This is a genomic window from Pararhizobium sp. LjRoot238, assembly GCF_964252955.1.
Lineage (GTDB): Bacteria > Pseudomonadota > Alphaproteobacteria > Rhizobiales > Rhizobiaceae > Pararhizobium.
Genome location: NZ_CAXUPP020000001.1, coordinates 3,314,067 through 3,335,923, shown reverse-complemented (window position 1 = coordinate 3,335,923; position 21,857 = coordinate 3,314,067). Strand labels below are relative to the sequence as shown.

At 61.4% G+C, this 21,857-nt stretch carries 18 protein-coding genes; 9 read left to right on the top strand and 9 right to left on the bottom strand.

What is annotated here, in order from left to right; translation table 11 throughout:
• Positions 1-44 precede the first annotated feature (44 nt).
• Together ACSQ3F_RS16150 and ACSQ3F_RS16145 are read left to right on the top strand one after the other, a co-directional pair.
• Positions 45-1,388 carry a glycosyltransferase family 4 protein gene (locus tag ACSQ3F_RS16150; protein WP_436101156.1) on the top strand — a complete coding sequence of 448 codons (1,344 nt, stop codon included), beginning with the start codon at positions 45-47 and terminating at the stop codon, positions 1,386-1,388.
• The gene (locus tag ACSQ3F_RS16145; RefSeq protein WP_436101155.1) at positions 1,358-2,137 is read left to right on the top strand and encodes an HAD-IIB family hydrolase; all 780 of its coding nucleotides are present in this window, start codon (positions 1,358-1,360) and stop codon (positions 2,135-2,137) included. The genes ACSQ3F_RS16150 and ACSQ3F_RS16145 overlap by 31 nt, the downstream gene beginning before the upstream one ends.
• Positions 2,138-2,226: 89 nt before the next feature.
• On the opposite strand, the gene ACSQ3F_RS16140 is transcribed toward ACSQ3F_RS16145, so the two are convergent.
• The 3 genes from ACSQ3F_RS16140 to recA form a co-directional block, all read right to left on the bottom strand.
• Positions 2,227-3,078 (bottom strand): AraC family transcriptional regulator, encoded by an 852-nt coding sequence (locus tag ACSQ3F_RS16140; RefSeq protein WP_436101154.1) that lies wholly within the window; start codon positions 3,076-3,078, stop codon positions 2,227-2,229.
• A gap of 152 nt (positions 3,079-3,230) precedes the next feature.
• A complete protein-coding gene (alaS, locus tag ACSQ3F_RS16135; protein ID WP_436101153.1) occupies positions 3,231-5,894 on the bottom strand; it encodes an alanine--tRNA ligase in 2,664 nt (887 codons plus the stop codon).
• A 225-nt stretch (positions 5,895-6,119) separates the two neighbouring features.
• Positions 6,120-7,211 (bottom strand): recombinase RecA, encoded by a 1,092-nt coding sequence (gene recA, locus ACSQ3F_RS16130; RefSeq protein ID WP_436101152.1) that lies wholly within the window; start codon positions 7,209-7,211, stop codon positions 6,120-6,122.
• Between the two features lie 236 nt (positions 7,212-7,447).
• Between recA and ACSQ3F_RS16125 the strand changes: the two genes are divergently transcribed.
• Both ACSQ3F_RS16125 and ACSQ3F_RS16120 read left to right on the top strand, forming a co-directional pair.
• Positions 7,448-8,395: a carbohydrate kinase family protein gene (locus ACSQ3F_RS16125; RefSeq protein WP_436101151.1), complete on the top strand. Its 948-nt coding sequence runs from the start codon at positions 7,448-7,450 to the stop codon at positions 8,393-8,395.
• A 31-nt stretch (positions 8,396-8,426) separates the two neighbouring features.
• On the top strand, positions 8,427-9,350 hold the full coding sequence (locus tag ACSQ3F_RS16120; protein WP_436101150.1) for a pseudouridine-5'-phosphate glycosidase: 924 nt from the start codon (positions 8,427-8,429) through the stop codon (positions 9,348-9,350).
• Between the two features lie 153 nt (positions 9,351-9,503).
• On the opposite strand, the gene pyrF is transcribed toward ACSQ3F_RS16120, so the two are convergent.
• Both pyrF and cckA read right to left on the bottom strand, forming a co-directional pair.
• Positions 9,504-10,445: an orotidine-5'-phosphate decarboxylase gene (gene pyrF / locus ACSQ3F_RS16115; protein WP_436101149.1), complete on the bottom strand. Its 942-nt coding sequence runs from the start codon at positions 10,443-10,445 to the stop codon at positions 9,504-9,506.
• 234 nt (positions 10,446-10,679) lie between these two features.
• The gene (cckA, locus tag ACSQ3F_RS16110) at positions 10,680-13,283 is read right to left on the bottom strand and encodes a cell cycle histidine kinase CckA (protein WP_436101148.1); all 2,604 of its coding nucleotides are present in this window, start codon (positions 13,281-13,283) and stop codon (positions 10,680-10,682) included.
• 345 nt (positions 13,284-13,628) lie between these two features.
• On the opposite strand from cckA, the gene ACSQ3F_RS16105 reads away from it, so the two are divergent.
• Complete coding sequence (locus tag ACSQ3F_RS16105; RefSeq protein ID WP_436101147.1) at positions 13,629-14,633, top strand: flagellar biosynthetic protein FliO; 1,005 nt, start codon at positions 13,629-13,631, stop codon at positions 14,631-14,633.
• 105 nt (positions 14,634-14,738) lie between these two features.
• Here the strand turns inward: ACSQ3F_RS16105 and dksA are convergent, their stop codons facing one another.
• A complete protein-coding gene (gene dksA, locus ACSQ3F_RS16100) occupies positions 14,739-15,158 on the bottom strand; it encodes an RNA polymerase-binding protein DksA (protein ID WP_018324683.1) in 420 nt (139 codons plus the stop codon).
• Positions 15,159-15,643: 485 nt separating this feature from the next.
• On the opposite strand from dksA, the gene ACSQ3F_RS16095 reads away from it, so the two are divergent.
• The 3 genes from ACSQ3F_RS16095 (at position 15,644) to ACSQ3F_RS16085 (ending at position 18,816) form a co-directional block, all read left to right on the top strand.
• Positions 15,644-16,165 (top strand): SixA phosphatase family protein, encoded by a 522-nt coding sequence (locus ACSQ3F_RS16095; protein ID WP_436101146.1) that lies wholly within the window; start codon positions 15,644-15,646, stop codon positions 16,163-16,165.
• A gap of 102 nt (positions 16,166-16,267) precedes the next feature.
• Positions 16,268-17,743, top strand: a complete 1,476-nt coding sequence (locus ACSQ3F_RS16090; RefSeq protein WP_436101145.1) for a YcjX family protein — start codon at positions 16,268-16,270, stop codon at positions 17,741-17,743.
• A complete protein-coding gene (locus ACSQ3F_RS16085; protein WP_436101144.1) occupies positions 17,740-18,816 on the top strand; it encodes a YcjF family protein in 1,077 nt (358 codons plus the stop codon). Before ACSQ3F_RS16090 ends, ACSQ3F_RS16085 begins: the two co-directional genes overlap by 4 nt.
• On the opposite strand, the gene ACSQ3F_RS16080 is transcribed toward ACSQ3F_RS16085, so the two are convergent.
• On the bottom strand, positions 18,813-19,604 hold the full coding sequence (locus ACSQ3F_RS16080; RefSeq protein ID WP_436101143.1) for a molybdopterin-binding protein: 792 nt from the start codon (positions 19,602-19,604) through the stop codon (positions 18,813-18,815). The two genes, ACSQ3F_RS16085 and ACSQ3F_RS16080, sit on opposite strands and share 4 nt — an antisense overlap.
• Positions 19,601-20,464: a cytochrome b/b6 domain-containing protein gene (locus ACSQ3F_RS16075; RefSeq protein WP_436101142.1), complete on the bottom strand. Its 864-nt coding sequence runs from the start codon at positions 20,462-20,464 to the stop codon at positions 19,601-19,603. Before ACSQ3F_RS16075 ends, ACSQ3F_RS16080 begins: the two co-directional genes overlap by 4 nt.
• 261 nt (positions 20,465-20,725) lie before the next feature.
• Here ACSQ3F_RS16075 and ACSQ3F_RS16070 point away from each other — a divergent pair, with 261 nt between their 5' ends.
• Positions 20,726-21,277, top strand: a complete 552-nt coding sequence (locus ACSQ3F_RS16070; protein ID WP_436101141.1) for a hypothetical protein — start codon at positions 20,726-20,728, stop codon at positions 21,275-21,277.
• 52 nt (positions 21,278-21,329) lie between these two features.
• On the opposite strand, the gene folK is transcribed toward ACSQ3F_RS16070, so the two are convergent.
• A complete protein-coding gene (gene folK / locus ACSQ3F_RS16065; RefSeq protein ID WP_436101140.1) occupies positions 21,330-21,857 on the bottom strand; it encodes a 2-amino-4-hydroxy-6-hydroxymethyldihydropteridine diphosphokinase in 528 nt (175 codons plus the stop codon).

Sequence of the window (21,857 nt, the reverse complement as noted above, 5' to 3'; positions counted from 1 at the left end):
CCGCGCACGCTTCACCTCCCAAAAAAGATCGTGACAGCTGATAAATGACTGTTTCCACTGACAAACCCCATTCGTATCTTCCCCGCATCGCGCTGGTATCAACCCACGGATACGTCGCGGCCGAACCGCCGCTTGGCGCCGCCGATACAGGGGGCCAGGTCGTTTACGTGATCGAACTTGCCCGCAAGCTGGCGCTGCTCGGCCATGAGGTGGATATCTACACCCGCCGCTTTGAGGATCAGCCGGAATTCGATGAGGTCGATGAGCGCGTGCGCATCATCCGCATCCCCTGCGGCGGCAAGGACTTCATTCCAAAAGAGTACCTCTACAGGCATCTGATGGAATGGTGCGAAAATGCCGTCCGATTCATCCGCAGGAACAATTTCACCTATACGCTGATCAACAGCCACTATTGGGACGCCGGCATTGCCGGCCAGCGTTTGTCGGAAGCGCTCGGGGTCACCCATATCCACACGCCGCATTCGCTGGGTCTCTGGAAAAAACGCCAGATGGAGACCGACTATCCCGACAAGGCGGATACGCTCGAGAAAGAATTCAACTTTTCCGAACGCATCAAGCACGAACTGATCATCTACCGCTCCTGCAGCATGGTGATCGCCACGACACCGATCCAGGTGGAGGTGCTCGTGACTGACTACAATCTGCCGCGCGATCGGGTTCACATGATTCCGCCGGGCTACGACGACAACCGCTTCTTCCCCGTTTCCAAGGCAACACGCGAGATGGCCCGCCAGCGTTTCGGCTTCGAAGGAAAGGTGGTGATGGCGCTCGGGCGGCTTGCCACCAACAAGGGGTACGACCTCTTGATCGACGGGTTTTCCGTGCTTGCCGAGCGTGAGCCGGAAGCGCGGCTTCATCTGGCCGTCGGTGGCGAGAACATGGACGAGCAGGAGGCGGCCCTTCTTGCCGAATTGAAGGATCGCGTCGCCTCTCTCGGACTTCAGGACCAGGTCGTTTTCTCCGGCTTCGTGACCGACGAGGACCTGCCGGATTTCTATCGCGCCGCCGACATTTTCGTGCTGTCCAGCCGTTACGAGCCCTTCGGCATGACGGCGATCGAAGCCATGGCCAGTGGCACGCCGACCATCATCACCATTCATGGCGGGCTTTTCCGGGCGGTGAGCTATGGTCGCCATGCGCTGTTTGCCGACCCCTTCGATAAATACGATCTCGGCATCACCATGATGAAGCCACTGAAACACGAGCGGCTCTATGGCCGCCTGTCGCGCATGGGCGCCCATAAGGCGCGCAGCCTGTTCACCTGGACCGGGATCGCCCAGCAACTGATCGGTGTCGTCGAGGGACGCCCGATGCCGCAGGCCATGGACGACAATGAATGGGCGGAGCCATGGACGGACGGGGATTGAGGCGCGTGCGGCTGCTCTGCAGCGATATCGATGGCACGCTGGCCGGCGACCGGGCAGCGGAGACCCGGTTTTGCGAGGCGTGGCAAAGTCTTCAACCGGAAAACCGGCCACTGCTCGTCGTCAATAGCGGCCGGCTGATCGAGGATCAAAGGGCCTTTATCGCCACCACGGCCCTTCCCTCACCGGATGTCTATATCGGCGGCGTCGGAACCATGCTGCACAACGAGAGTGAACCCTCCCACGCGCAGCTCTACACCCGCTCCATCGGTGCCGGTTTCGACCGGGCGCTGATTGCTGCCGCGCTCGCCGACGTCGCGGATGTCGTTGTCCAGCCGGATGCATATCAGCATGCCCACAAGTCAAGCTGGTACCTGCACGACGCCGACATGGCGACGTTGGCAAGTATCGAGGAACGGCTGGCAACTGCGGGGATAGCAGCCCGCCTGGTCTATTCGAGCAACCGCGATCTCGACATCCTGCCGGCGGGCGTGGACAAGGGAGCGGCGCTCTCCTGGCTCTGCCGCCAGCTTGGCCTTTCGCACGATGATGTCGTCGTCGCCGGCGATACGAACAATGATCGCAGCATGTTCGAGCTACCGGGCGTGCGCGGCATCGTCGTCGGCAATGCGCTTCCGGAGTTGCAGGCAATCGCAGGGAATAGGCTGGATATTTATTGCGCCAAGAGGTCCGTCGCAGATGGTGTCCTGGAAGGATTGGGGCACTGGGGGGTCTTCGAGCCATCCCCATGATTGCCGCTCGCCAATGGGCGGTTTATTTAGCTGGATTATAATGATGCCGGCGTGCGGCTGTCGTATAGCCGCCGCGCGCCGGCAATCCGTTATTTCAGCGGCAGATGGATATCCGTCAGCAGCTGCGTCGGCGCGGCGTCGCGCGGGTTGTTGATATATTCCTCGAACATCACCGTATCGCGGACTTCTCTGCCAGAGTGCGGCAGCCATTCGCCGTAGAGCCATTGATAGGCCTTGTGCATATCGGCATAAGGTCCCTTGTGCCGCAGCACCGCATACTCGCCGCCATCGAGGTGGCGGTGAACCAGCGGCGCTTCGGCCGGCACATGCTCGCCCTCCGTCATGCAGGCAAAGGAGCGCAGCTTGTCTTCCGGCACCAGTTCCGGATCATCGAGATAGACGCCGATCATCTTCATCTCCGGCCGGTAGAGATTACGGGCCTGCAGCGTGCCGCCAAGCGTTTCGAAGGCGCGGCCGATCCCCATGTAGGAGCCCGTGTGGCTGACGCCGACCAGCTCGCGTGGCGCCAGGGTTTTCATTGTCACATCGTACATTTCGCCAAGTCCTTTTTCCGATATCGATTGAAAGACCGTGTGGCTTCCCTCTCGCCGATACCGGGCCGGCGGCATGCCGAACACCGATTTGAAAATCCGGTTGAAGGATTGGAGGTTGGGATAGCCCGTTCGTCTTGCAATCTCCTCGACAGGAAGGCTGGTGCGCACCAGATCGCCTGCGGCCCGGTGAAGCCGAAGCCGCTTGACTGTCGCCGCCAGCGTCTCGCCGTGCACCGCCCGGTAGATCCGGTGCCAGTGATGCGGCGACAGGCAGGCGATTTCGGAGAGCCGATCGAGATCGAGCTCCTCGTCCAAGTGATCATGGATATAGGCCGATACGCGATGCAGACGCTGCTCGTAAACCGCCCAGATGCTCTCTTCCCTCATGTCGATCCTCATGCAAGCCGAACAGCGAGACAGAAGCATATCGGCATTTGACAAATCCTGCGGAGTTGCGCGCCGCACGGGAAAAGTAAACAGCCAAAGAAAAACCGGACCTTTCAGCCCGGTTTTCGTCATCGCCATCAACCTGAAGCAGGCTAAGCAGCCAGCGCCGCGCCGACCGCGTCAATCGCATCCTTCGCCTTCGCTCCGTCCGGGCCGCCAGCCTGCGCCATGTCGGCGCGGCCGCCGCCGCCCTTGCCGCCGAGCGCGGCAGAAGCGACGCGAACCAGATCGACGGCGCTGAAGCGGCCGGTCAGGTCGTCGGTAACGGCAACCACGGCGCTCGCCTTGCCATCCGCGGAAACGCCGACGAAGGTGACGATACCGGAGCCGAGGCTCTTCTTGCCATCATCGGCAAGGCTCTTCAAATCCTTCGGCTCGACGCCGGTTACGACCTTGCCGAGGAACTTGACGCCTGCAATCTCCTGCACCTGATCGGCAGAGCCATTGGCGTCACCGCCGCCGAGCGCCAGCTTCTTCTTTGCCTCGTTCAGCTCACGCTCCAGCTTGCGGCGCTCGTCCATCAGTGTTTCGACGCGGGTCAAAACGTCTGCGGGCTGCACCTTCAGCGTGGTGGCGAGCGTCTTCACCCGCTCATCCTGCTCGTTGAGATAGGTAAGCGCGGACGCACCGGTCAGCGCTTCGAGGCGGCGAACGCCGGCACCGACGGCAGTTTCACCGACAATCCGCACCAGGCCGATCTCGCCGGTGGCGCCGACATGGGTGCCGCCGCAAAGCTCGACCGAATAGGGGCGGTTGGCTTTGGAGCCATGAATGCCCTGCCCCATCGATACGACACGGACTTCATCGCCGTATTTTTCGCCGAACAGCGCCATGGCGCCCTCGGCGATCGCATCATCGACGCTCATCAGGCGCGTCGTCACCGGCGAGTTCTGCACGATGATCTCGTTGGCCATCTCCTCGACGACTTTCAGCTCGTCGGCCGTCATCGGTTTCGGATGCGAAACGTCGAAACGCAGGCGCTCGGGCGCGACCAGCGAGCCCTTCTGCGCCACATGGGTGCCGAGCACTTCGCGCAGAGCTTCATGGAGAAGATGGGTCGCCGAATGGTTGGCGCGCAGCCGCGAGCGGCGGGCGTGATCGACGGTGAGCGCAGCGGCGTCGTCGACCTTGACGGTGCCTTCGTCCACAACGCAGGAATGCACAAACAGGCCTTCACCACGCTTCTGCGTGTCGGTCACCGTCAGCTTGGCGCCGTCGGTTGAAATCACACCTGTGTCGCCCATCTGGCCGCCGGATTCGCCGTAGAACGGCGTTTGGTTGAGCACGAGCTGAACCGTCTCGCCCTTGGACGCGGTCTCGATCGCCTTGCCGTCGCGCACGATTGCCTGAACGACGCCTTCGGCGGTCTCGGTGTCGTAGCCAAGGAAATCGGTTGCCCCGAGCTTTTCCTTGAGTTCGTACCAGATGGTTTCCGTCGCCTTGTCGCCGGAGCCGGACCAGGAGGCGCGCGCCTCCGCCTTCTGCCGTTCCATGGCGGCGGAAAACGCATCGGTGTCGACGCCGATGCCGCGGGCGCGTAGCGCGTCCTGCGTCAGGTCGAGAGGGAAACCATAGGTGTCGTAGAGCTTGAAGGCGGTTTCACCGTTCAGCCGGTCGCCTTCCGAGAGATCAGCCGTCGCATCGGAGAGAAGGCCGAGGCCGCGCTCCAGCGTCTTGCGGAAGCGGGTTTCCTCGAGTTTCAGCGTTTCGGAAGTCAGCGCTTCGGCGCGCATCAACTCCGGATAGGCGCGGCCCATCTGGCTAACCAGCGCCGGCAGCAACTTCCACATCAAGGGCTCCTTGGCGCCGAGCAGCTGCGCATGGCGCATGGCGCGGCGCATGATGCGGCGAAGCACGTAACCGCGGCCTTCGTTCGACGGCAAAACGCCATCGGCAATCAGGAAGGCGGTGGAACGCAGATGGTCGGCGATGACGCGGTGGCTGGCGCGGCGGTCGCCTTCAGCCTTGACGCCGGTCGCCTCTTCGGAGGCCTCGATCAGCGTGCGGAACAGGTCGATGTCATAATTATCATGTTTGCCCTGCATAAGGGCAGCGACGCGCTCGAGGCCCATGCCGGTGTCGATCGACGGACGCGGAAGATTGACGCGCTCCTCCTTCGTCACCTGCTCGTACTGCATGAAGACGAGGTTCCAGATTTCGATGAACCGGTCGCCATCCTCATCCTTCGAGCCCGGAGGGCCGCCCCAGATATGATCGCCGTGGTCGTAGAAGATTTCCGAACAGGGGCCGCAGGGACCGGTATCGCCCATCGCCCAGAAATTGTCGCTGGTCGGGATGCGGATGATCCGGTCGTCGCTGAAACCGGCGATCTTCTTCCAGAGGTCAAAGGCTTCATCGTCCGTGTGATAGACGGTGACCAGCAGGCGCTTGGCGTCAATGCCGAAATCCTTGGTGATCAGGTTCCAGGCAAGCTCGATCGCCCGCTCCTTGAAATAATCGCCAAACGAGAAGTTGCCGAGCATTTCGAAGAAGGTGTGGTGGCGCGCGGTATAACCGACATTGTCGAGGTCGTTATGCTTGCCGCCGGCACGCACGCATTTCTGCGCCGTCGCAGCCGTCGAATAGGGACGCTGCTCAAGACCGGTGAAGACGTTTTTGAACTGCACCATGCCGGCATTGGTGAACATCAGGGTCGGATCGTTGCGCGGAACCAGCGGGCTCGACGGCACGACCTCATGGCCGTTCTTCTTGAAGTAGTCGAGGAACGTCGACCGGATTTCATTCACGCCGTTCATAGTGCGCCCTTACCTCTGCATCAGACGTCCGCGACCAACATGGCCGGACCGCGAACCGGAAAACTCTTGAAAATCGCGGATCGCCGGATATTCGCTGATCCTACACCCGCCCATTTGGAACACAGGCTTTTATCGTCCGCGCCAACCCCTGTCCAGACGGCAAAAGAAAACCGGCCGCCCTGTCAAGGAGCGGCCGGCGACGTCATCCGGCAAAATCAGACGATCCTATGCCAAAGCGGCATCGTCATCGCCATCGCCGGCTTCCGGTCCGCCGTTTTCGAGGAATTTTTCGGCGATCAGGCCGGCATTCTGGCGAAGCGCAAGTTCGATCTCGCGCGCCGTATCCGGGTTGTCGCGCAGGAAGGACTTGGCGTTCTCGCGGCCCTGGCCGAGACGCTGGCTGTTATAGGAGAACCAGGCGCCCGATTTTTCGACGATGCCGGCCTTGACGCCAAGGTCAACGAGTTCGCCGGTCTTGGAAACGCCTTCGCCATACATGATATCAAACTCGACCTGCTTGAAGGGAGGCGCCATCTTGTTCTTGACGACCTTGACGCGGGTCTGGTTGCCGACGACCTCCTCGCGCTCCTTCACCGAACCGATACGGCGGATGTCGAGGCGCACCGAGGCGTAGAACTTCAGCGCGTTGCCGCCCGTGGTCGTTTCCGGCGAGCCGAACATGACGCCGATCTTCATGCGGATCTGGTTGATGAAGATCACCATGCAGTTCGACTTGGAGATCGACGCGGTCAGCTTGCGCAGCGCCTGGCTCATCAGGCGGGCCTGCAAGCCCGGCAGGCTGTCGCCCATTTCACCTTCGATTTCAGCGCGCGGCACGAGCGCTGCGACCGAATCGATGACGAGAACGTCGATCGCGCCGGAGCGGACCAGCGTATCGGTGATTTCCAGCGCCTGTTCGCCCGTATCCGGCTGCGAGATCAGAAGATTTTCGAGATCGACACCGAGCTTGCGGGCATAGACCGGATCAAGCGCATGTTCCGCATCGACGAAGGCGCAGATTCCGCCTTTCTTCTGAGCCTCGGCAATCGTCTGCAGTGCGAGCGTCGTCTTGCCCGAGCTTTCCGGCCCGTAGATTTCGACGACGCGCCCCTTGGGCAACCCGCCGATGCCGAGTGCGATATCCAGGCTCAAGGATCCCGTCGAAACGGTTTCGATCTCGACAATGCTGTCCTTCCCACCGAGCTTCATGATCGATCCCTTGCCGAACGACCGTTCGATCTGGGAGAGTGCCGCTTCAAGTGCCTTGCTTTTATCCACCGATTTGTCCTCTACGAGCCGCAAAGAGTTTTGTGCCATTTGATCCACCTTTAGGTTATGGAAGCTGCTGAGGCAATGAAGCCGCCGATGAAAGCTATGTACACTTTTTGTTCTCATTTTGCAAGAGACGTCTATGGAATTGAATCCATGTAATAAATGACTGAATGTTCTATTCTTGTTCCGGATTTTTCAGAGGCCGGTAAAAAAGTGGAATAGAAAATGCAGCCAAGAGACTCGCTGAACGAATCGGATCGCAGGGGCACACGGGAAAACGCATGACAGGCAGTAAAGTTTCCATCTTCGGCGGCGCGCATCTTGACCGCCGGGGGCGTATCTCCGGCACGACGGCTCCGGGCGCGAGCAATCCGGGCACCTGGTTCGAAGAGGCCGGCGGCGGAGGCTTCAACGCGGCGCGCAATCTGGCGCGGCTCGGGCTTAAGGTTCGCATGATCAGCCCGCGCGGCGGCGATGCGGCCGGCGAGACGGTCGCCCAGGCCGCCGCCGCCGCGGGCGTCATCGACAACCCGTTCGTCTTCCTCGATCGCAAGACGCCAAGCTACACGGCCATTCTCGAAAACGACGGCAATCTGGTGATCGCGCTCGCCGACATGGATCTCTACCGGCTGTTCTCCCCGCGGCGGCTGCAGCAACGCGCCATGCGGGAGGTTGTTTCTTTGAGCGACCTTATCGTCACCGATGCCAATCTGCCGGAAGAAACCCTCGCGAACCTCATCCAACGGGCCGCGCAGGAAACAAAGCCGGTCGCTGCCATCGCCATTTCACCCGCCAAGGTCGTGCGTCTTTCAAACAGCCTCGCTGGCATCAGCTTTCTGTTCATGAACGAGGCGGAAGCGCGCGCCCTGACGGGCCGGGATGCGACTGAGGCTGCAGAATGGCCCACCCTTCTACAGGCCGCCGGTCTTTCCGGCGGCGTCATTACCCGCGGTGGCAGACCGGCGATCGCATTTCGGCAGGGGCAGACCATCAGCGTCGCCCCGCCTGCCCTCGATACGCTGGGTGATGTTACCGGCGCTGGCGATGCGCTGGCCGCGGGTTTCCTAGCGGCATTTCTGGAAGGGGAGCCGCTGGACATCTGCCTGCGTTCCGGTGTCGCTGCTGCCGGTATCACCGTGCGCTCGCCGCTCGCCGTGTCGGAAAAAATGTCGCGTGAGATGCTGAGAGAAGCAATTCGGCTTGTGCCGCCAGCTGAAATCCTGTCATGAACGCGCCTTAAAAAGCCATAGAGGACCCGCGATGACCAAGCCGTTTTCACCCCTTCTGCCGATGGAATATTCCAACGAAGTCGCGGCCGCCAAGGCGCGCGGCGCGCCGCTCGTGGCGCTGGAATCGACCATCATCACCCATGGCATGCCCTTCCCCGGCAATCTGGACATGGCCCGCAGCGTCGAGGCGATCATCCGCGAGGAAGGCGCCGTGCCGGCAACGATCGCCGTCATCGACGGGATCTTGCACATCGGCCTGGAAGACGCGCAACTGGAAGCGCTGGCTAAGACCGAAGGCGCGATGAAGCTGTCGCGCGCCGATCTCGCCTTTGCGATCGCCGAACGCCGCACCGGCGCGACCACGGTCGCGGCGACCATGATCGCGGCGGCCCGCGCAGGCATCCGCGTCTTTGCGACCGGCGGCATCGGCGGCGTTCACCGCAAGGCCGAGGAGACATTCGACATTTCCGCCGACCTCGACGAACTGGCCCGCACCAACGTGATCGTCGTCTGCGCCGGCGCCAAGGCCATCCTCGACATTCCGAAGACGCTCGAAGTGCTGGAAACCCGCGGCGTTCCGGTCGTCACCTATGACAGCGACATCTTCCCGGCCTTCTGGTCGCGCGATTCTGGCCTGAAGAGCCCGTTGATGCTCAACAGCCCGGCGGCAATCGCCAATTTCCAGAAGATGCGCGACCTGCTCGGTGTCGATGGCGGCATGCTGATCGCCAATCCGGTGCCTGAGGAAAACGAGATCCCGCGCGACGAGATGGAAATCTACATCGCCCGCGCGCTCGACAATGCCGAACGCGACGAGATTTCCGGCAAGGCGGTCACGCCCTATCTGCTCGACAGCATCTTCGGACTGACCGACGGCCGCAGCCTCGAAACCAATATCGCGCTGGTCGAAAACAACGCTCGCCTTGCCGCCGAGATCGCGGTTGCGCTGGAATAAGGCCAACAGGCGCTGGGAAACGCGACGGGCTGGCGTGGCGCCTGGCCCTTGGCTGAAATATGGAACGTTGGTTTGGACGGTATTGCAAAACTTGGTCGCAGAATTCAGACCTTTGCGGAGCGAGTTTTGCGACGCGTCTGCTCCTGAACCGGCTTATGCCAAACGGGTTCGGATATCGGCATAGTCATAGGCAATTGCGGCTTTGAACCCTTCGATCCTGCTTATGATGAGTTGGCGATAGTCACTGGCTGAAATGCCACGATCCTCGACGCGGCTAAGGCCGCGAGACACAGGCACGAGCAGATCGCCGGGTATGTTGCCTCTCAATGAATGGATTGAAGCGGGATCCCCGCCTTGTGCCCCCAGGCCCGGCGCGAGAATGATCGTCGAGGGCAGCAACTGGCGCAATCGCCGGCCTTCATTCGGCGCCGTTGCTCCGATCACCGCCCCGACCGGGCCCAGGCGAGAGGCAGAGCCGGGAATGGTGCCGTATCCTCCGATCAAATCGGCCACACGATCGGAGATGAGACGGTTGCCGGCCATCTTGTCCTGAAGCCAGCTGGCGCCGGGATTTGATGTTCGGCACAGAACGAACAGGCCTTTGCCGAAACGGGTGGCGCAATCCACGAAGGGCTTGAGCGTATCCGGCCCCATCAACGGATTGACGGTGAGGCAATCAGCTTCAAAGTCGGCGCTTCCACCATGAGATACGGGCGTCAGATAGGCGCGGGCATAGGCAGCGGCAGTCGCACCTATATCTCCCCTTTTGGCATCGAGAATGACACCAATACCTGCTTGTCTTGCCCTTTTCATTCCTGCTGAAAGAGCTGCCAGGCCAACGAGGCCACAGGCTTCGAAATAGGCTGACTGGAATTTTACGAATCCTACATGACCCTCGATGGTGTCGAGGACGAAATTCACGAAGTCGCCTATCCAGGCTCCCTCATCGCGCTGACCAAAGAAGCCTGGAATCTCGGGTAAAAACGGATCAATGCCGGCGACCAGATCACCGAACCGCTCGACATTGTTTTCTACCAGCTCGCCCCACGTCGGATTGCTCATCGCGGTTTGCCCCTTTTTAGATTGCCGGTTCATGCAGACCCTTTGCTCGGGCTGCAGTCGGCAAATCTCCGGACGAAAGCGCCAGTTGTGCATCTGACATTTGCACTATCGCAAAATAGGCCCGTTGCTACAATCGAAAGCCAGCGGCGAAAACGCCGTCGACTGGCCAACAGCCGCAACGACCGCTAGGTGCTTTCCGTTCCACAACAAAGGAAGGCTGGGTTCGACGCCAGCCTTTTCTGTTGGGGACCAACCGGTTGCCGGCAATTAGCTATCCAGCATTTCGCGCACGGCAACGGCAAGCTGCTTCAGCGAGAACGGCTTCGGCAGGAAGCCGAATTTGGCGTCGGCCGGCAGGTTCTTGGCGAAGGCGTCCTCGGCATAGCCGGAGACGAAGATGAATTTCAGGTCCGGATAGTTCTTGCGGATTTCCCGAAGCAGCGTCGGCCCGTCCATTTCAGGCATGACGACGTCGGAGACGACGATATCGACCGCGCCGTTCAGTTCCTCCATGATCTCGAGCGCCTCGACGCCCGAACCTGCCTCGTGCACGGTATAGCCGCGGGTTTCCAACATGCGCTTGCCGCCGCGGCGGACGGCTTCCTCGTCCTCGACCAGAAGCACCACAGCCGAGTTGCCGGTAAGGTCGGTCGGCTCCTCCGCCTTGGAGGGAGGCTTCGTCCCAAGCACGGTCGCAGTCGGCATATCAGCGGCCTCGCCCGAAAGGGCCGCTTCCTCGATATAGCGCGGCAGCAGGATGCGGAACGTCGTTCCCTTGCCGACTTCGGATTCTGGATAGATGTAGCCGCCGGACTGCTTGATGATGCCGTAGACCATCGACAGCCCGAGACCGGTGCCCTTGCCGACTTCCTTGGTGGTGAAGAAGGGTTCGAAGATCTTGTCGAGAATCTCGGGCGGAATGCCGGTGCCCTGGTCGGACACCTCGACCATCACATAGTCCTCCTCCGGCAGTTCGCGCCGGTTCAGCGCCGCCACTTCCGCGGCCGGCAGGTTGCGCGTGCGCAGCGTAATCACGCCGCCATCGGACATGGCGTCGCGCGCGTTGACGGCAAGGTTGAGGATGACCTGTTCGAACTGGCCGAGGTCGGTGCGCACCGGCCAGAGATCGCGGCCGTAGTCGACCTCCAGCTTGACATTGGTACCGGTCATGCGGTCGACCAGCATGCGCAGATCGCCGACGACGTCGGTCATGCTGAGCACGGACGGCCGCATGGTCTGCTTGCGGGAAAAGGCGAGAAGCTGGCGAACCAGCACTGCGGCACGGTTGGCGTTCCTCTTGATCTCCATCAGGTCCGCGAAACTCGCGTCGGACGGACGGGCCGAGAGCAGCAGGTGATCCGAGGACAGGAGGATGGCCGTCAGCACGTTGTTGAAGTCATGCGCGATGCCGCCTGCCAGCGTGCCGACCGCGTTCATCTTCTGCGTCTGCGCCATCTGGGTCTCAAGCGCCTTCTGCTCGGTGATCTCCACCGCGTAGACGATCGCCGCCTCTTCCGGCGCCTGGTCGCTCTGGTCGATGACGGCGTTCACATAAAAGCGGAAATGCCGCGTCTCATCGGTCGGATGCAGCGAATCGATCGGGGCGATATCGCCCTGCCGGTCCTTGGCCGCCTCCAGCGCCTCGCGCAGCTGCGGCCGGTCCGGCTCGTGCACGACGGCTTCAAGCAGCGCCCCATGCTCCATGTCGTCCTGCGAGACGACGGCCGAAAACAGTTTCAGGAACGGCGCATTGGTTCTTAAGATCCGGCCGTCGCCATCGACGGAGGCGATCGCCATCGGCGTGTTGTTGAAAAAGCGGGTGAAGCGCATGGCGGCGATCGAAGCCGACTGGTCGCTTTCATCGTCGTTGGAGCGGGCAAGCACGATCGTCCGGCTTTCGCCCGGAGCGCCGTCGCGGGTCGAGGAAACCCGGTGGACCATGCGCACCGCAAAACTCTGGCCGTTGGCCTTGCGCAGGTCGAGATCGAGCGTCTTGGTCTTTTTCAGGCCCGGTTCGGCTTGCACAGACTGGACGAGCGCCAGCCCCTCGCCCGCCACCAGATCGGCGATCGTCATCGATCCCGGCTGGAATTTCGTGAGGTCGAGCCCCAGCCAGTCGGCGAGCGTGGCGTTGACGTAGAAGATCTCGCCCTTCTTGCCAGCGGAGAAGAAGCCGGCCGGCGCGTGATCGAGATAATCGATGGCGTTCTGCAACTCCTTGAAGAAGCGCTCCTGATCATCACGCTCGGAGGTGATGTCGGAAATCTGCCAGATATAGAGCGGATTGCGATCACCGTCCTCGAGCGGCAGCACGCGCGCCTTCAGCCGAAACCAGTGCGCGCCTGACCCGGCCGATCCGCCGGTCGAGCGAAGCGGCTTGAGCAGCCGGAATTCCTCGTGACCGGTCTTGCCTTCATGCAGGCCGTTGGTCAGCCGGTAGATCGCCTCGGTCGCCTCCCGATTGCGCGACAGGATGGTTTCGAGCGACTGGATTTCCGTCGCCTTGGTCGCGCCGGTGAGCGCACCATAGGCGGCATTCGCATAGATGATCCGGCCCTTGCGGTCGGTGACCAGCGTACCGTCCCGATGGCCGTCGAGAAAGGCGCGGGCGAGTTCATCGGGCCGCGACTGCGGCATGACCTCGATGAAGCCGATGACGGAAGAGACGAGGAAGAAGATGCCGACCATGGCCAGCACGCCGAGAATGCCAAGCACGATCTCGTTTTCAAGCTGATTCTTGAAGATGACAAACGCAACGGCCGAACCCGTCAGGACGATGGCGAGCAGAATGATCCGCAGCACCGTTCCAGGCCGGCTTCCACGGTCCACAATCGGCATGTGATAGTCACCTGCCTGCCGCAATTTCGTCATAGGGCCCTCGTCTACAACCGGTGCCGCGCGCCTTCGGAATGAATTCGTGGGTTCGGTCTATCTGCTCCGCTTAGCGGCAGCCGGGGCGGATATGCAACCCGCGCCGGCGGACGCGAAACACCAAGCAGAATCATCTTTAACAGCCGCGGGGAAGAGCAGAAAGCACCTATGAAAGGCACCGGCGTCAATTCACAGGGAATGTCCCGCGCGACCTCGCCAAAGTCGGCAATGACGCTACATCGATGACAAACCAATGAGACTTGGACAAAATGCATCATAGCTTGTCTCGATCGGAAAAAAGCCGTCAAATGGGTGCAGGTCAAGATATCACGAAGGAGGACGCACATGATCGAAGATATCGTTGGCAACAACGGTACCCGTTTTGTCATTGCCGCGGGCGCTGTGGCTCTTGGCCTTTTTTGCCTCGTGACCGTGCTCTGGTTCATCCGCAACCGGCCGTCTTCTCCCTTCATCCGCGGCGGCAAGAACCGCCAGCCGCGGCTCGCCGTGCTCGATGCAGCTGCCATCGACACGCGCAGACGCCTGGTTCTGGTACGCCGGGACGATGTCGAGCACCTGATCATGATCGGCGGTCCGACGGACGTCGTCATCGAGAGCCGCATTGCTACACAGGCAGCACCGCAGGTGGCGGCAACATCCTCCCTTCCGGAAACAGCAGCAACGCGTCCAATGGCGGAACGCCGCGCGGCGCCGCAGCCCGAAACCCGGCCCGAGACCCGGCCCGAGACCCGGACCGCGCCAGTTTCCGCGATGGGGCAGGTTCTCTATGGCGAAAGCTCCGACCAGGTCTCGACCACGGCTGCCAGGGGTACCCCGACAAGACCGCAGACAATCGCCTCGGACGACAGCCGCCAATCAATGCCCGAACGTGTGGTCTCGACCCAGCCGCGCTCCCAACCCGTGGCCTCGAACACGATACCAACGGTCGCGGTCTCGAGGGCCGCGTCTCCGGAAGACATTCTGGAGGCGGCGAGAACGCGCGTGCTGACCGCGAACCAGCCAGCTCCCGCGCAGCGTCCCGTGACGCAAACGACTCCCGTGCCGGGCTTGGGAGCGCAAACCGCCCTGCCGGCCACACAGGGCCAGCAGGATACCTCCAGCGCCGAATTCGAACGCATCCTCGATGCCCAGATCACCGGTGACCTCGGCAAGCTGACCGCCGATGACGTTCGCGTCGACGGTGACCAGCGCGCAAACGCGCCCTCGCCCAACCCGGTGATACGCCAGGAACCACGGCTCGGGAGCCTTGCGGGCGGACGGACGGAACCGACGCTGGAAGACGAGATGAACCGGATGCTGAACGAGATCGCCGTCAACCGGAAGAACTGACCCGGAATTGCGTTCGGATACAGCAGCAGCCCAGCGCTCCTGTGGACAAACAAAAACGGCGCGAAAATCTCGCGCCGTTTTTTAATGTTTCGGAACTGGAAGCGGTTATTCGTCGCGGTAGACTTTTTCCCGCCGTTCGTGGCGCTCCTGCGCTTCGATCGAGAGCGTGGCGATCGGCCGTGCGTCGAGACGCTTCAATCCAATCGGCTCGCCCGTCTCCTCACAGTAGCCGTAGGTCCCCTCGTCCAGGCGCTGCAGGGCTGCATCGATCTTGGAGATCAGCTTGCGCTGCCGGTCACGGGCCCGAAGCTCGATGGCCCGGTCAGTTTCCGAAGATGCTCTGTCTGCAAGATCAGGGTGGTTTGCACTTTCCTCGGCGAGGTGCCCGAGCGTTTCACGCGCCTCACGAAGGATGTCGTTTTTCCAGGCGTTCAGCTTTGCTCTAAAATATGCACGCTGGTTGGTATTCATGAATTCCTCAGTCTCGGACAGGACAAAGGAACTAAGATCGATCTTCTCACTCAACGCGATTCTCCTGAAGAACATCTCATGTGCGGCGGTGTATAGACCCATGCAGGCGCCGTTTCAAGTCTCTGAAAAATAGCACGCCATTTTTTAAGCTTTGCTTAGCTGCGAGGCTAACAGGCTAATATTTCATCAAAATTACAGGTTCGTCATTTTTCGTGAAATAGTGTTACGAGCGATAACCGTCATGCATACCCAAAATTGCGGGCACAGGATCGGAAAAACCGCGAGTGCCGATTTTCGAAATAGCGGGCGCACAAAAAATAGGCACATGTTTCACGCCTCACCCTGCGGGACAAGACGCGAACGCGCCGATATTGGGCGTCACTGTTCCAAAACCGACAGCCTGGCGGACTGCTGATGCCCGGCATGTTGAAAAACAAATCCCTGTGACTTGATCTTTCCGCGGACCCGGCGGACAAAGCTCGTCTAAAGCCGAGCGATCGACGCTGCTGCCGCCGATCCACTTTCTGGGATCCCGCCTTATGTCTGCCCCACCTGCCCCGGGTTTCCGGCTCTACCTTCTCCGACACGCCAAGGCCGGCTGGGCGCTTCCGGGTCAGAAGGATTTCGACAGGACGCTTGACGACACGGGCTTCGCCGAGGCCGGGATGGTCGCCGAAATGGCGGCAGATCGCGGTTTAGCGCCGGGGCTTATCCTGAGTTCCCCAGCCGTTCGCTGCAGGCAGACTGCAGAGGTTTTCCGGCGCGCAATGGGCGAAGGCCTGGATATCCGGTATATCGACGCGCTCTATACCGGTGCCGACGATACCTATCGTGACATCATCACCAGCCAAGGCTCCCTCGCCTCGCTGATGGTGGTCGGCCATAATCCGGTGATCGAGGAAATCGTGCGCGAAATCCTCGGCGAACAGGCAGCAGCGATCCCCTACGGATATCCGCCTGGCGCGCTTGCGGTGATTGATTTCCACGACCGCCCGCAGGCCGGCATTCTGCCGCCGGGTAAACTCGTGGCCTGGCTCGATCCGAAATGTCATGTCCGGTGAATGCCATATGGCAACACTTTTTTCGGCCGCTCGGGCGTCCTATATCGCAAACGACCAAACTGGCCCCGAGGCCAGCTACAACGCGTTCCGAGGCCCGAAATTTTGCCATCGCTCCTGACCCGCTTTTCCGATGACGCCCGGCTTGCACTCTACACTTTGACCGATCGCGCATCCGGTCTCGTCAATCCGACGCTGCGGCTCGGCGTGACCGGGCTCTCGCGCGCCGGCAAGACCGTGTTCATCTCGTCGCTCGTCCACAACCTCCTGAATGGTGGCAGACTACCGGTCTTCGAGGCCGTCCGCTCCGGACGCGTGTCGAGGACAAGGCTTGAACCACAGCCGGACGATGCAGTGCCGCGCTTCCAGTACGAGGACCACATCGCAGCGCTTGTCCGCGACCGGGTCTGGCCGGATTCGACCCGCGCGATCTCGCAATTGCGCATCACGCTGGACTACGAAAGCGCCAGCGGCTGGAACCGGATGTTCTCACCAGGCCGGCTCTCGATCGACATCGTCGACTATCCCGGCGAATGGCTCCTTGATCTGCCGCTGCTGACCCAGGATTTCCGCTCCTTCAGCAACAAGACGGTCGAGCGGGCAAAAACCGGCATACGTGCCGAGCTCTCCGCGGACTGGCTTTCACTCGCCACGTCGCTCGATATCACCGTGCCCGCTATCGAAGCAGACACTTTGCGGCTTGCGGAAGCCTTCACGCGCTATCTGCAAGCCTGTAAGTCCGACGAACGCTCGCTTTCGACATTACCGCCGGGACGCTTCCTGATGCCTGGCGACCTCGAAGGCTCGCCGGCATTGACCTTCTCGCCGCTCGCCAACCTGCCGGAAGGCCGTGCGCCAAAAGGCTCGCTCTGGGCGATGATGGAGCGACGCTACGAGGCCTACAAGACCCATGTCGTCAAGCCGTTTTTCCGCGAGCATTTTGCCCGGCTCGACCGGCAGATCGTCCTGATCGATGCGCTGCAGGCGATCAACCGCGGCCCGGAAGCACTGCTCGATCTGGAAGGCGCGCTCGCCGATGTGCTCGCCAGTTTCCGGCCGGGCACCAATTCCTTTCTGTCGTCGTTCCTGACCAAACGAATCGACAAGGTGCTGATCGCCGCGACCAAGGCCGACCATCTGCACCATGAGAGCCACGACCACCTGGAGCGGATCGCCGCCCGGCTGGTGCAGCGCGCCATCGGCCGCATCGGCGTCAGCGGCGCAGGGCTCGAAGTGATGGCCATCGCCTCCGTCCGGGCAACCCGCGAGGCGACGGTCAATCATGACGGTCACGCCCTGCCGGTCATCGTCGGCACCCCGATCGCCGGCGAGGCGATCAACGGCGAAACCTTTGACGGAGAACGGAAAACAGCCATATTTACCGGCGACTTACCGCAGAATCCTGATTCACTTTTTCAGGACCTTGAATCAAAACCGGAGGAGAGCCTGGTCCCTGACCTGAGCTTCGTGCGTTTCCGGCCGCCGCATATCGAGGAAACCGGCGGTGGACTGAAATTGTCGGTGCCGCACATCAGGCTCGACAGGGCGATGCAATTTTTGTTCGGAGACCGGCTGGCATGACCGACACGCCAAAAACGCCGAAACGAAAGCCCTCCGTCTTTACGGTCGAGGGCGAACCATCGACGGCAGCCCGCCGCGATCCGGTGCGCCGCTCGCCCGCCAGTTTCGACGAAAACATCGTCATGACGCCTGACGCCGATGATCCGTTCCTGGCAACCACGAGCGCGCTGCCCGCCCCGCCGGAGGCGACACCGCGCAAGCGCCGCTTTTCCTTCGGTAAACTCGCATTCAGCGCCTTGGGCATTTTGGTGTCGCTTGCCGTCGGCCTGTGGATCGACAGCCTGGTGCGCGATCTCTTCACCCGCGCCGACTGGCTCGGCTATCTCGCAATCGCTGCCGCCGCTATCGGCCTGCTCGCTTTCCTCGTGGTCATCGCCCGCGAACTGGCAGGCATCATGCGATTGAATGCCGTGCAGGCGCTGAAGCAGGAGGCAATCGACGCAAGCCTTGCGCCGACGCCCAAGCCAGCCCGCAAGGTGATGGCCCACCTCGTGCATCTGCTTGCCGCCAAGCCGCAGACAGCGCGAGGGCGTTTGCGCCTGAAGGAAACCGAAACCGAGATCATCGACGGGCCGCATCTGCTTGACCTGACCGAGCGTGAACTGCTGACGCCGCTCGATCGCGAGGCGCGGGCGCTCATTCTCAATGCCTCGAAGCGTGTCTCGATTGTTACAGCCGTCAGCCCGCGCGCGCTCGTCGACCTCGGCTACGTCATCTACGAATCCGCCCGCCTGATCCGGGCGATGGCTGACCTCTACGGCGGACGGCCAGGCACGTTCGGATTGCTGCGGCTCATGCGCGACGTCATCGCCCATCTCGCCGTCACCGGCTCGATCGCCGTCGGCGACAGCCTGATCCAGCAGGTGCTCGGCCATGGTCTTGCCTCGAAACTGTCGGCCCGGCTCGGCGAAGGCGTCATCAACGGCCTGATGACGGCGCGTATCGGCATCGCCGCGATGGATCTCTGCCGGCCGATGCCGTTCCGGGCGCTGAAACGCCCCGGTATCGGCGATTTCATCGGCGACCTGGCACCCGGAATGTCGAGGACGAAAGCGCCCGAGGGCGACGGCTAGATACCGGCATACCATTCGTAGCCGAGGTCTTCCCAGAAACCGCCCTTGCCGCTGCCGAATGGCGTAAGCGTCGAGGCGAGTTCGATACCCTTGACGTATTTCGCCATCTTGTAGCCGAGTTGCCGCTCGACGCGCACGCGCAGCGGCGCGCCGTTGGCAACCCGGAGCACCTCGTCGTTGCAGCCATAGGCAAGAATGGTCTGGGGATGGCGCGCGTCGATCAGGTCGATCGATTCATAGTATCGCACGGCGCCGGACAGACCGAGGTTCATGCTGTCGTAACAATGGAAGACGACGAAGCGCGCTTCCGGCTTCACCTTGGCTTCGTCGAGGATAGTTGCGAGCGGCACGCCGGTCCATTTGGCGATGCAGCTCCAGCCCTCGACACAGTCGTGACGGGTGATCTGGGTGCGTGCCGGCATGTTGCGCAGTTCATCTAGGCTGAAGCTCAGCGGCTTTTCGACCAGCCCGCCAACCGGCAGCCGATAGTCGGCGAATGCCTTCTCCTTCAGCGCCAGATAATCCGCGTCGGTCGGGTCGGTCGAACCGTTCGGCCGCTGTCCCTGGCGCACCTCGCTCGCCGAGAATTCCGGCGCAAGCGCGTCGGCATCGATCAACATGCGCTGGACGCGGTAGGTCAGACTGTTTGCCGAAGCCAAGACATCCCGCACGGGGCTCTGGCTGGACAGCAAGCCGTCAAACGCATCACAACCGGACAACGGAATGGTGGAGGCCGCCGCCCCGGCAACGGTCAAGAACTTGCGGCGATTGATGCTGAACCCGCTCATGCCGTATGCTCCTCATTCTTTTCGGGGTCGGTGCGATACCAGCCGGTGATGATCGAACGCATTTCGTTCAGAGGGCCAGCCGCGATAACCATGAAGATATGGATCAGGAAGAACCCCACCAGCAGTGCCATGCAGATGAAATGGACGGTCCGCGCCGTCTGCCGCCCGCCGAATACGTCCAGAAGCCACGGCCAGGCGGCATTCATGCCGGGCGACATGGTGATGCCCGTCAGGATGATCAGCGGGAAGATCACGAGCAGAACGCTGGCATAGGCCAGCTTCTGCAGGACGTTGTAGCGGCCATCATGGTGAAAGCGGAACCGCAAATGATCGGAAAGGCTTTTCGGCAAGCCTTTGATATCCGTGATGGACGGAAGAATGTCGCGCCGGAGGTGGCCGCTGATCAGGCTGCTGACGAACCAGATGAGGAAGGCCGCCGCGAACAACCAGGCAAAGAAGAAATGGATGACCCGCCCGGTCGACAGATCCTGGTAGGACGGCAGCGTCGCCCAGGCCGGGAACCCGCGGTAGGAGGGGTTGTCCGCCGGCCCGCTCATCCCGAAGACGCCGGTCGTCTTGTAGCTTCGCCCGAAGATCGTCGTGTAGCCATCAACCGTTCCGTCAGCGGCCTGCATGGCGCGCATGGACAGGACGCTGTTGTCGAACTCGAAGCCCGATTGCTTGCCGATGTAGAGTTCCGGATGGGCATTGAAAATCTGCAGCCCGCTCAACAGCAGGAAGAACAGCGCAATCGCCCAGGTCCAGTGCGTGACGCGCGTGGCGATCTTGTGCCGGTAGATCACCTTGCCGTCGCTACCATGATGCGTTAAACGCGATTCGATGTCGTCGATGATGGTCATGGCAAGCCTCCCTTATATGCGCAACTACGTAACCAATCCCGGTTCGGTTTCAACGCAACTCCGCTCACCAGCGCACACATCGCAGTGAGGCGCGCGTGAAAGCAAAGGATTTCCAATGATTTCAGACGTCGGGGCAAGTCCTGATGAAACATTTCGTGAGCGTCGAAACCGACCTCCCGGAGAGCCCGAGCAACACTCCATTAACCATTTAAGTGCAAATGTAGCCTCACATTCCTGACATTTGACCATCAAGGATCGTTTATGTTTTCGCGCCCTTCTTTGATTGCTCGCGGCATTGCCGCAGCTTCGCTTGCAGCTCTCACCTGCGCAGCCTCTCCGGCGTTCTCGGGCGGCAACGACAAGGCGTTTTTCGAACAGGTTTCCGGCCAGTGGAAGGGCCCGGGCGAGATCGTTGCGGGAAAATACAAGGGCACGAAATTCACCTGTGACCTGACCGGTGAAGCAAGCGAAAGCGCAGCCGGCATCAAGCTCGACGGCTTCTGCCGCGTCGGCGTCTTCAAGCAGCCGATGTCCGCCGTCATCACCCAATCCGGCAAAAGCTATGGCGGCAAGTTCCTCGATGGTGCCAACGGCAAGGGCCTGGATATCGTCTCCGGCAATGTCGGCAAGGACAAGGTCGTCGTCGGTATCAACCGCAAGAAGCTGAACGGCGCGATGATCGCCCGCCTGCAGGGCGATTCGACACTGAACATCACCATTTCTGTGAAGGTCGAGGATACCATGGTGCCGGTGATCGGCGTCAGCCTCAACCGCCAGCTCGACGCCATCGCCGTCGGCTCGATCAAGAAATAATCATTGTTTCAGAAGGATTTCAGGGAGCCGGCTCGTCCGGCTCTTTTCATGTTCAAACGGCCGATTCCGGAGCGCGTTGCTGCCACCAGTCATTTCGCGGATCGGCCACTTCTATGCCAGAGACATCGGCATCCTTCAGCCATTCCGCCACCGATTTTCCCGCCACAATGAGATCCGGGGCGAAATCGGCGAGCGGCTTCAACACGAATCCGCGTTCCGTCATGCGCGGATGCGGTATTTCCAGCGCCTGCGACTGTTGTCTCAGACGGTCATAGGTCAGCACGTCGATATCGATCGTGCGCGGGCCCCAGCGCTCCAGCCGCTCCCGTTTCATCTGGCGCTCTATCGACAGGCAGGCATCGAGCAGTTCGTCCGGCGAAAGCGAGGTCTCGACCTCGGCGCAGGCATTAAAGAACCAGGCCTGGTCCGTCTTGCCCCAGGGCGGCGTCCGGTAGAGTTTCGAGACGTGCGTCACCGCGCAGTCCGGCCGCGTGTCGAGAAGCACAAGCGCCCGGGCCATCGAAGCGGCCGGGTCGCCAATATTGCCGCCGAGGCCAAGCGTCGCCAGATGGGTCGGCAT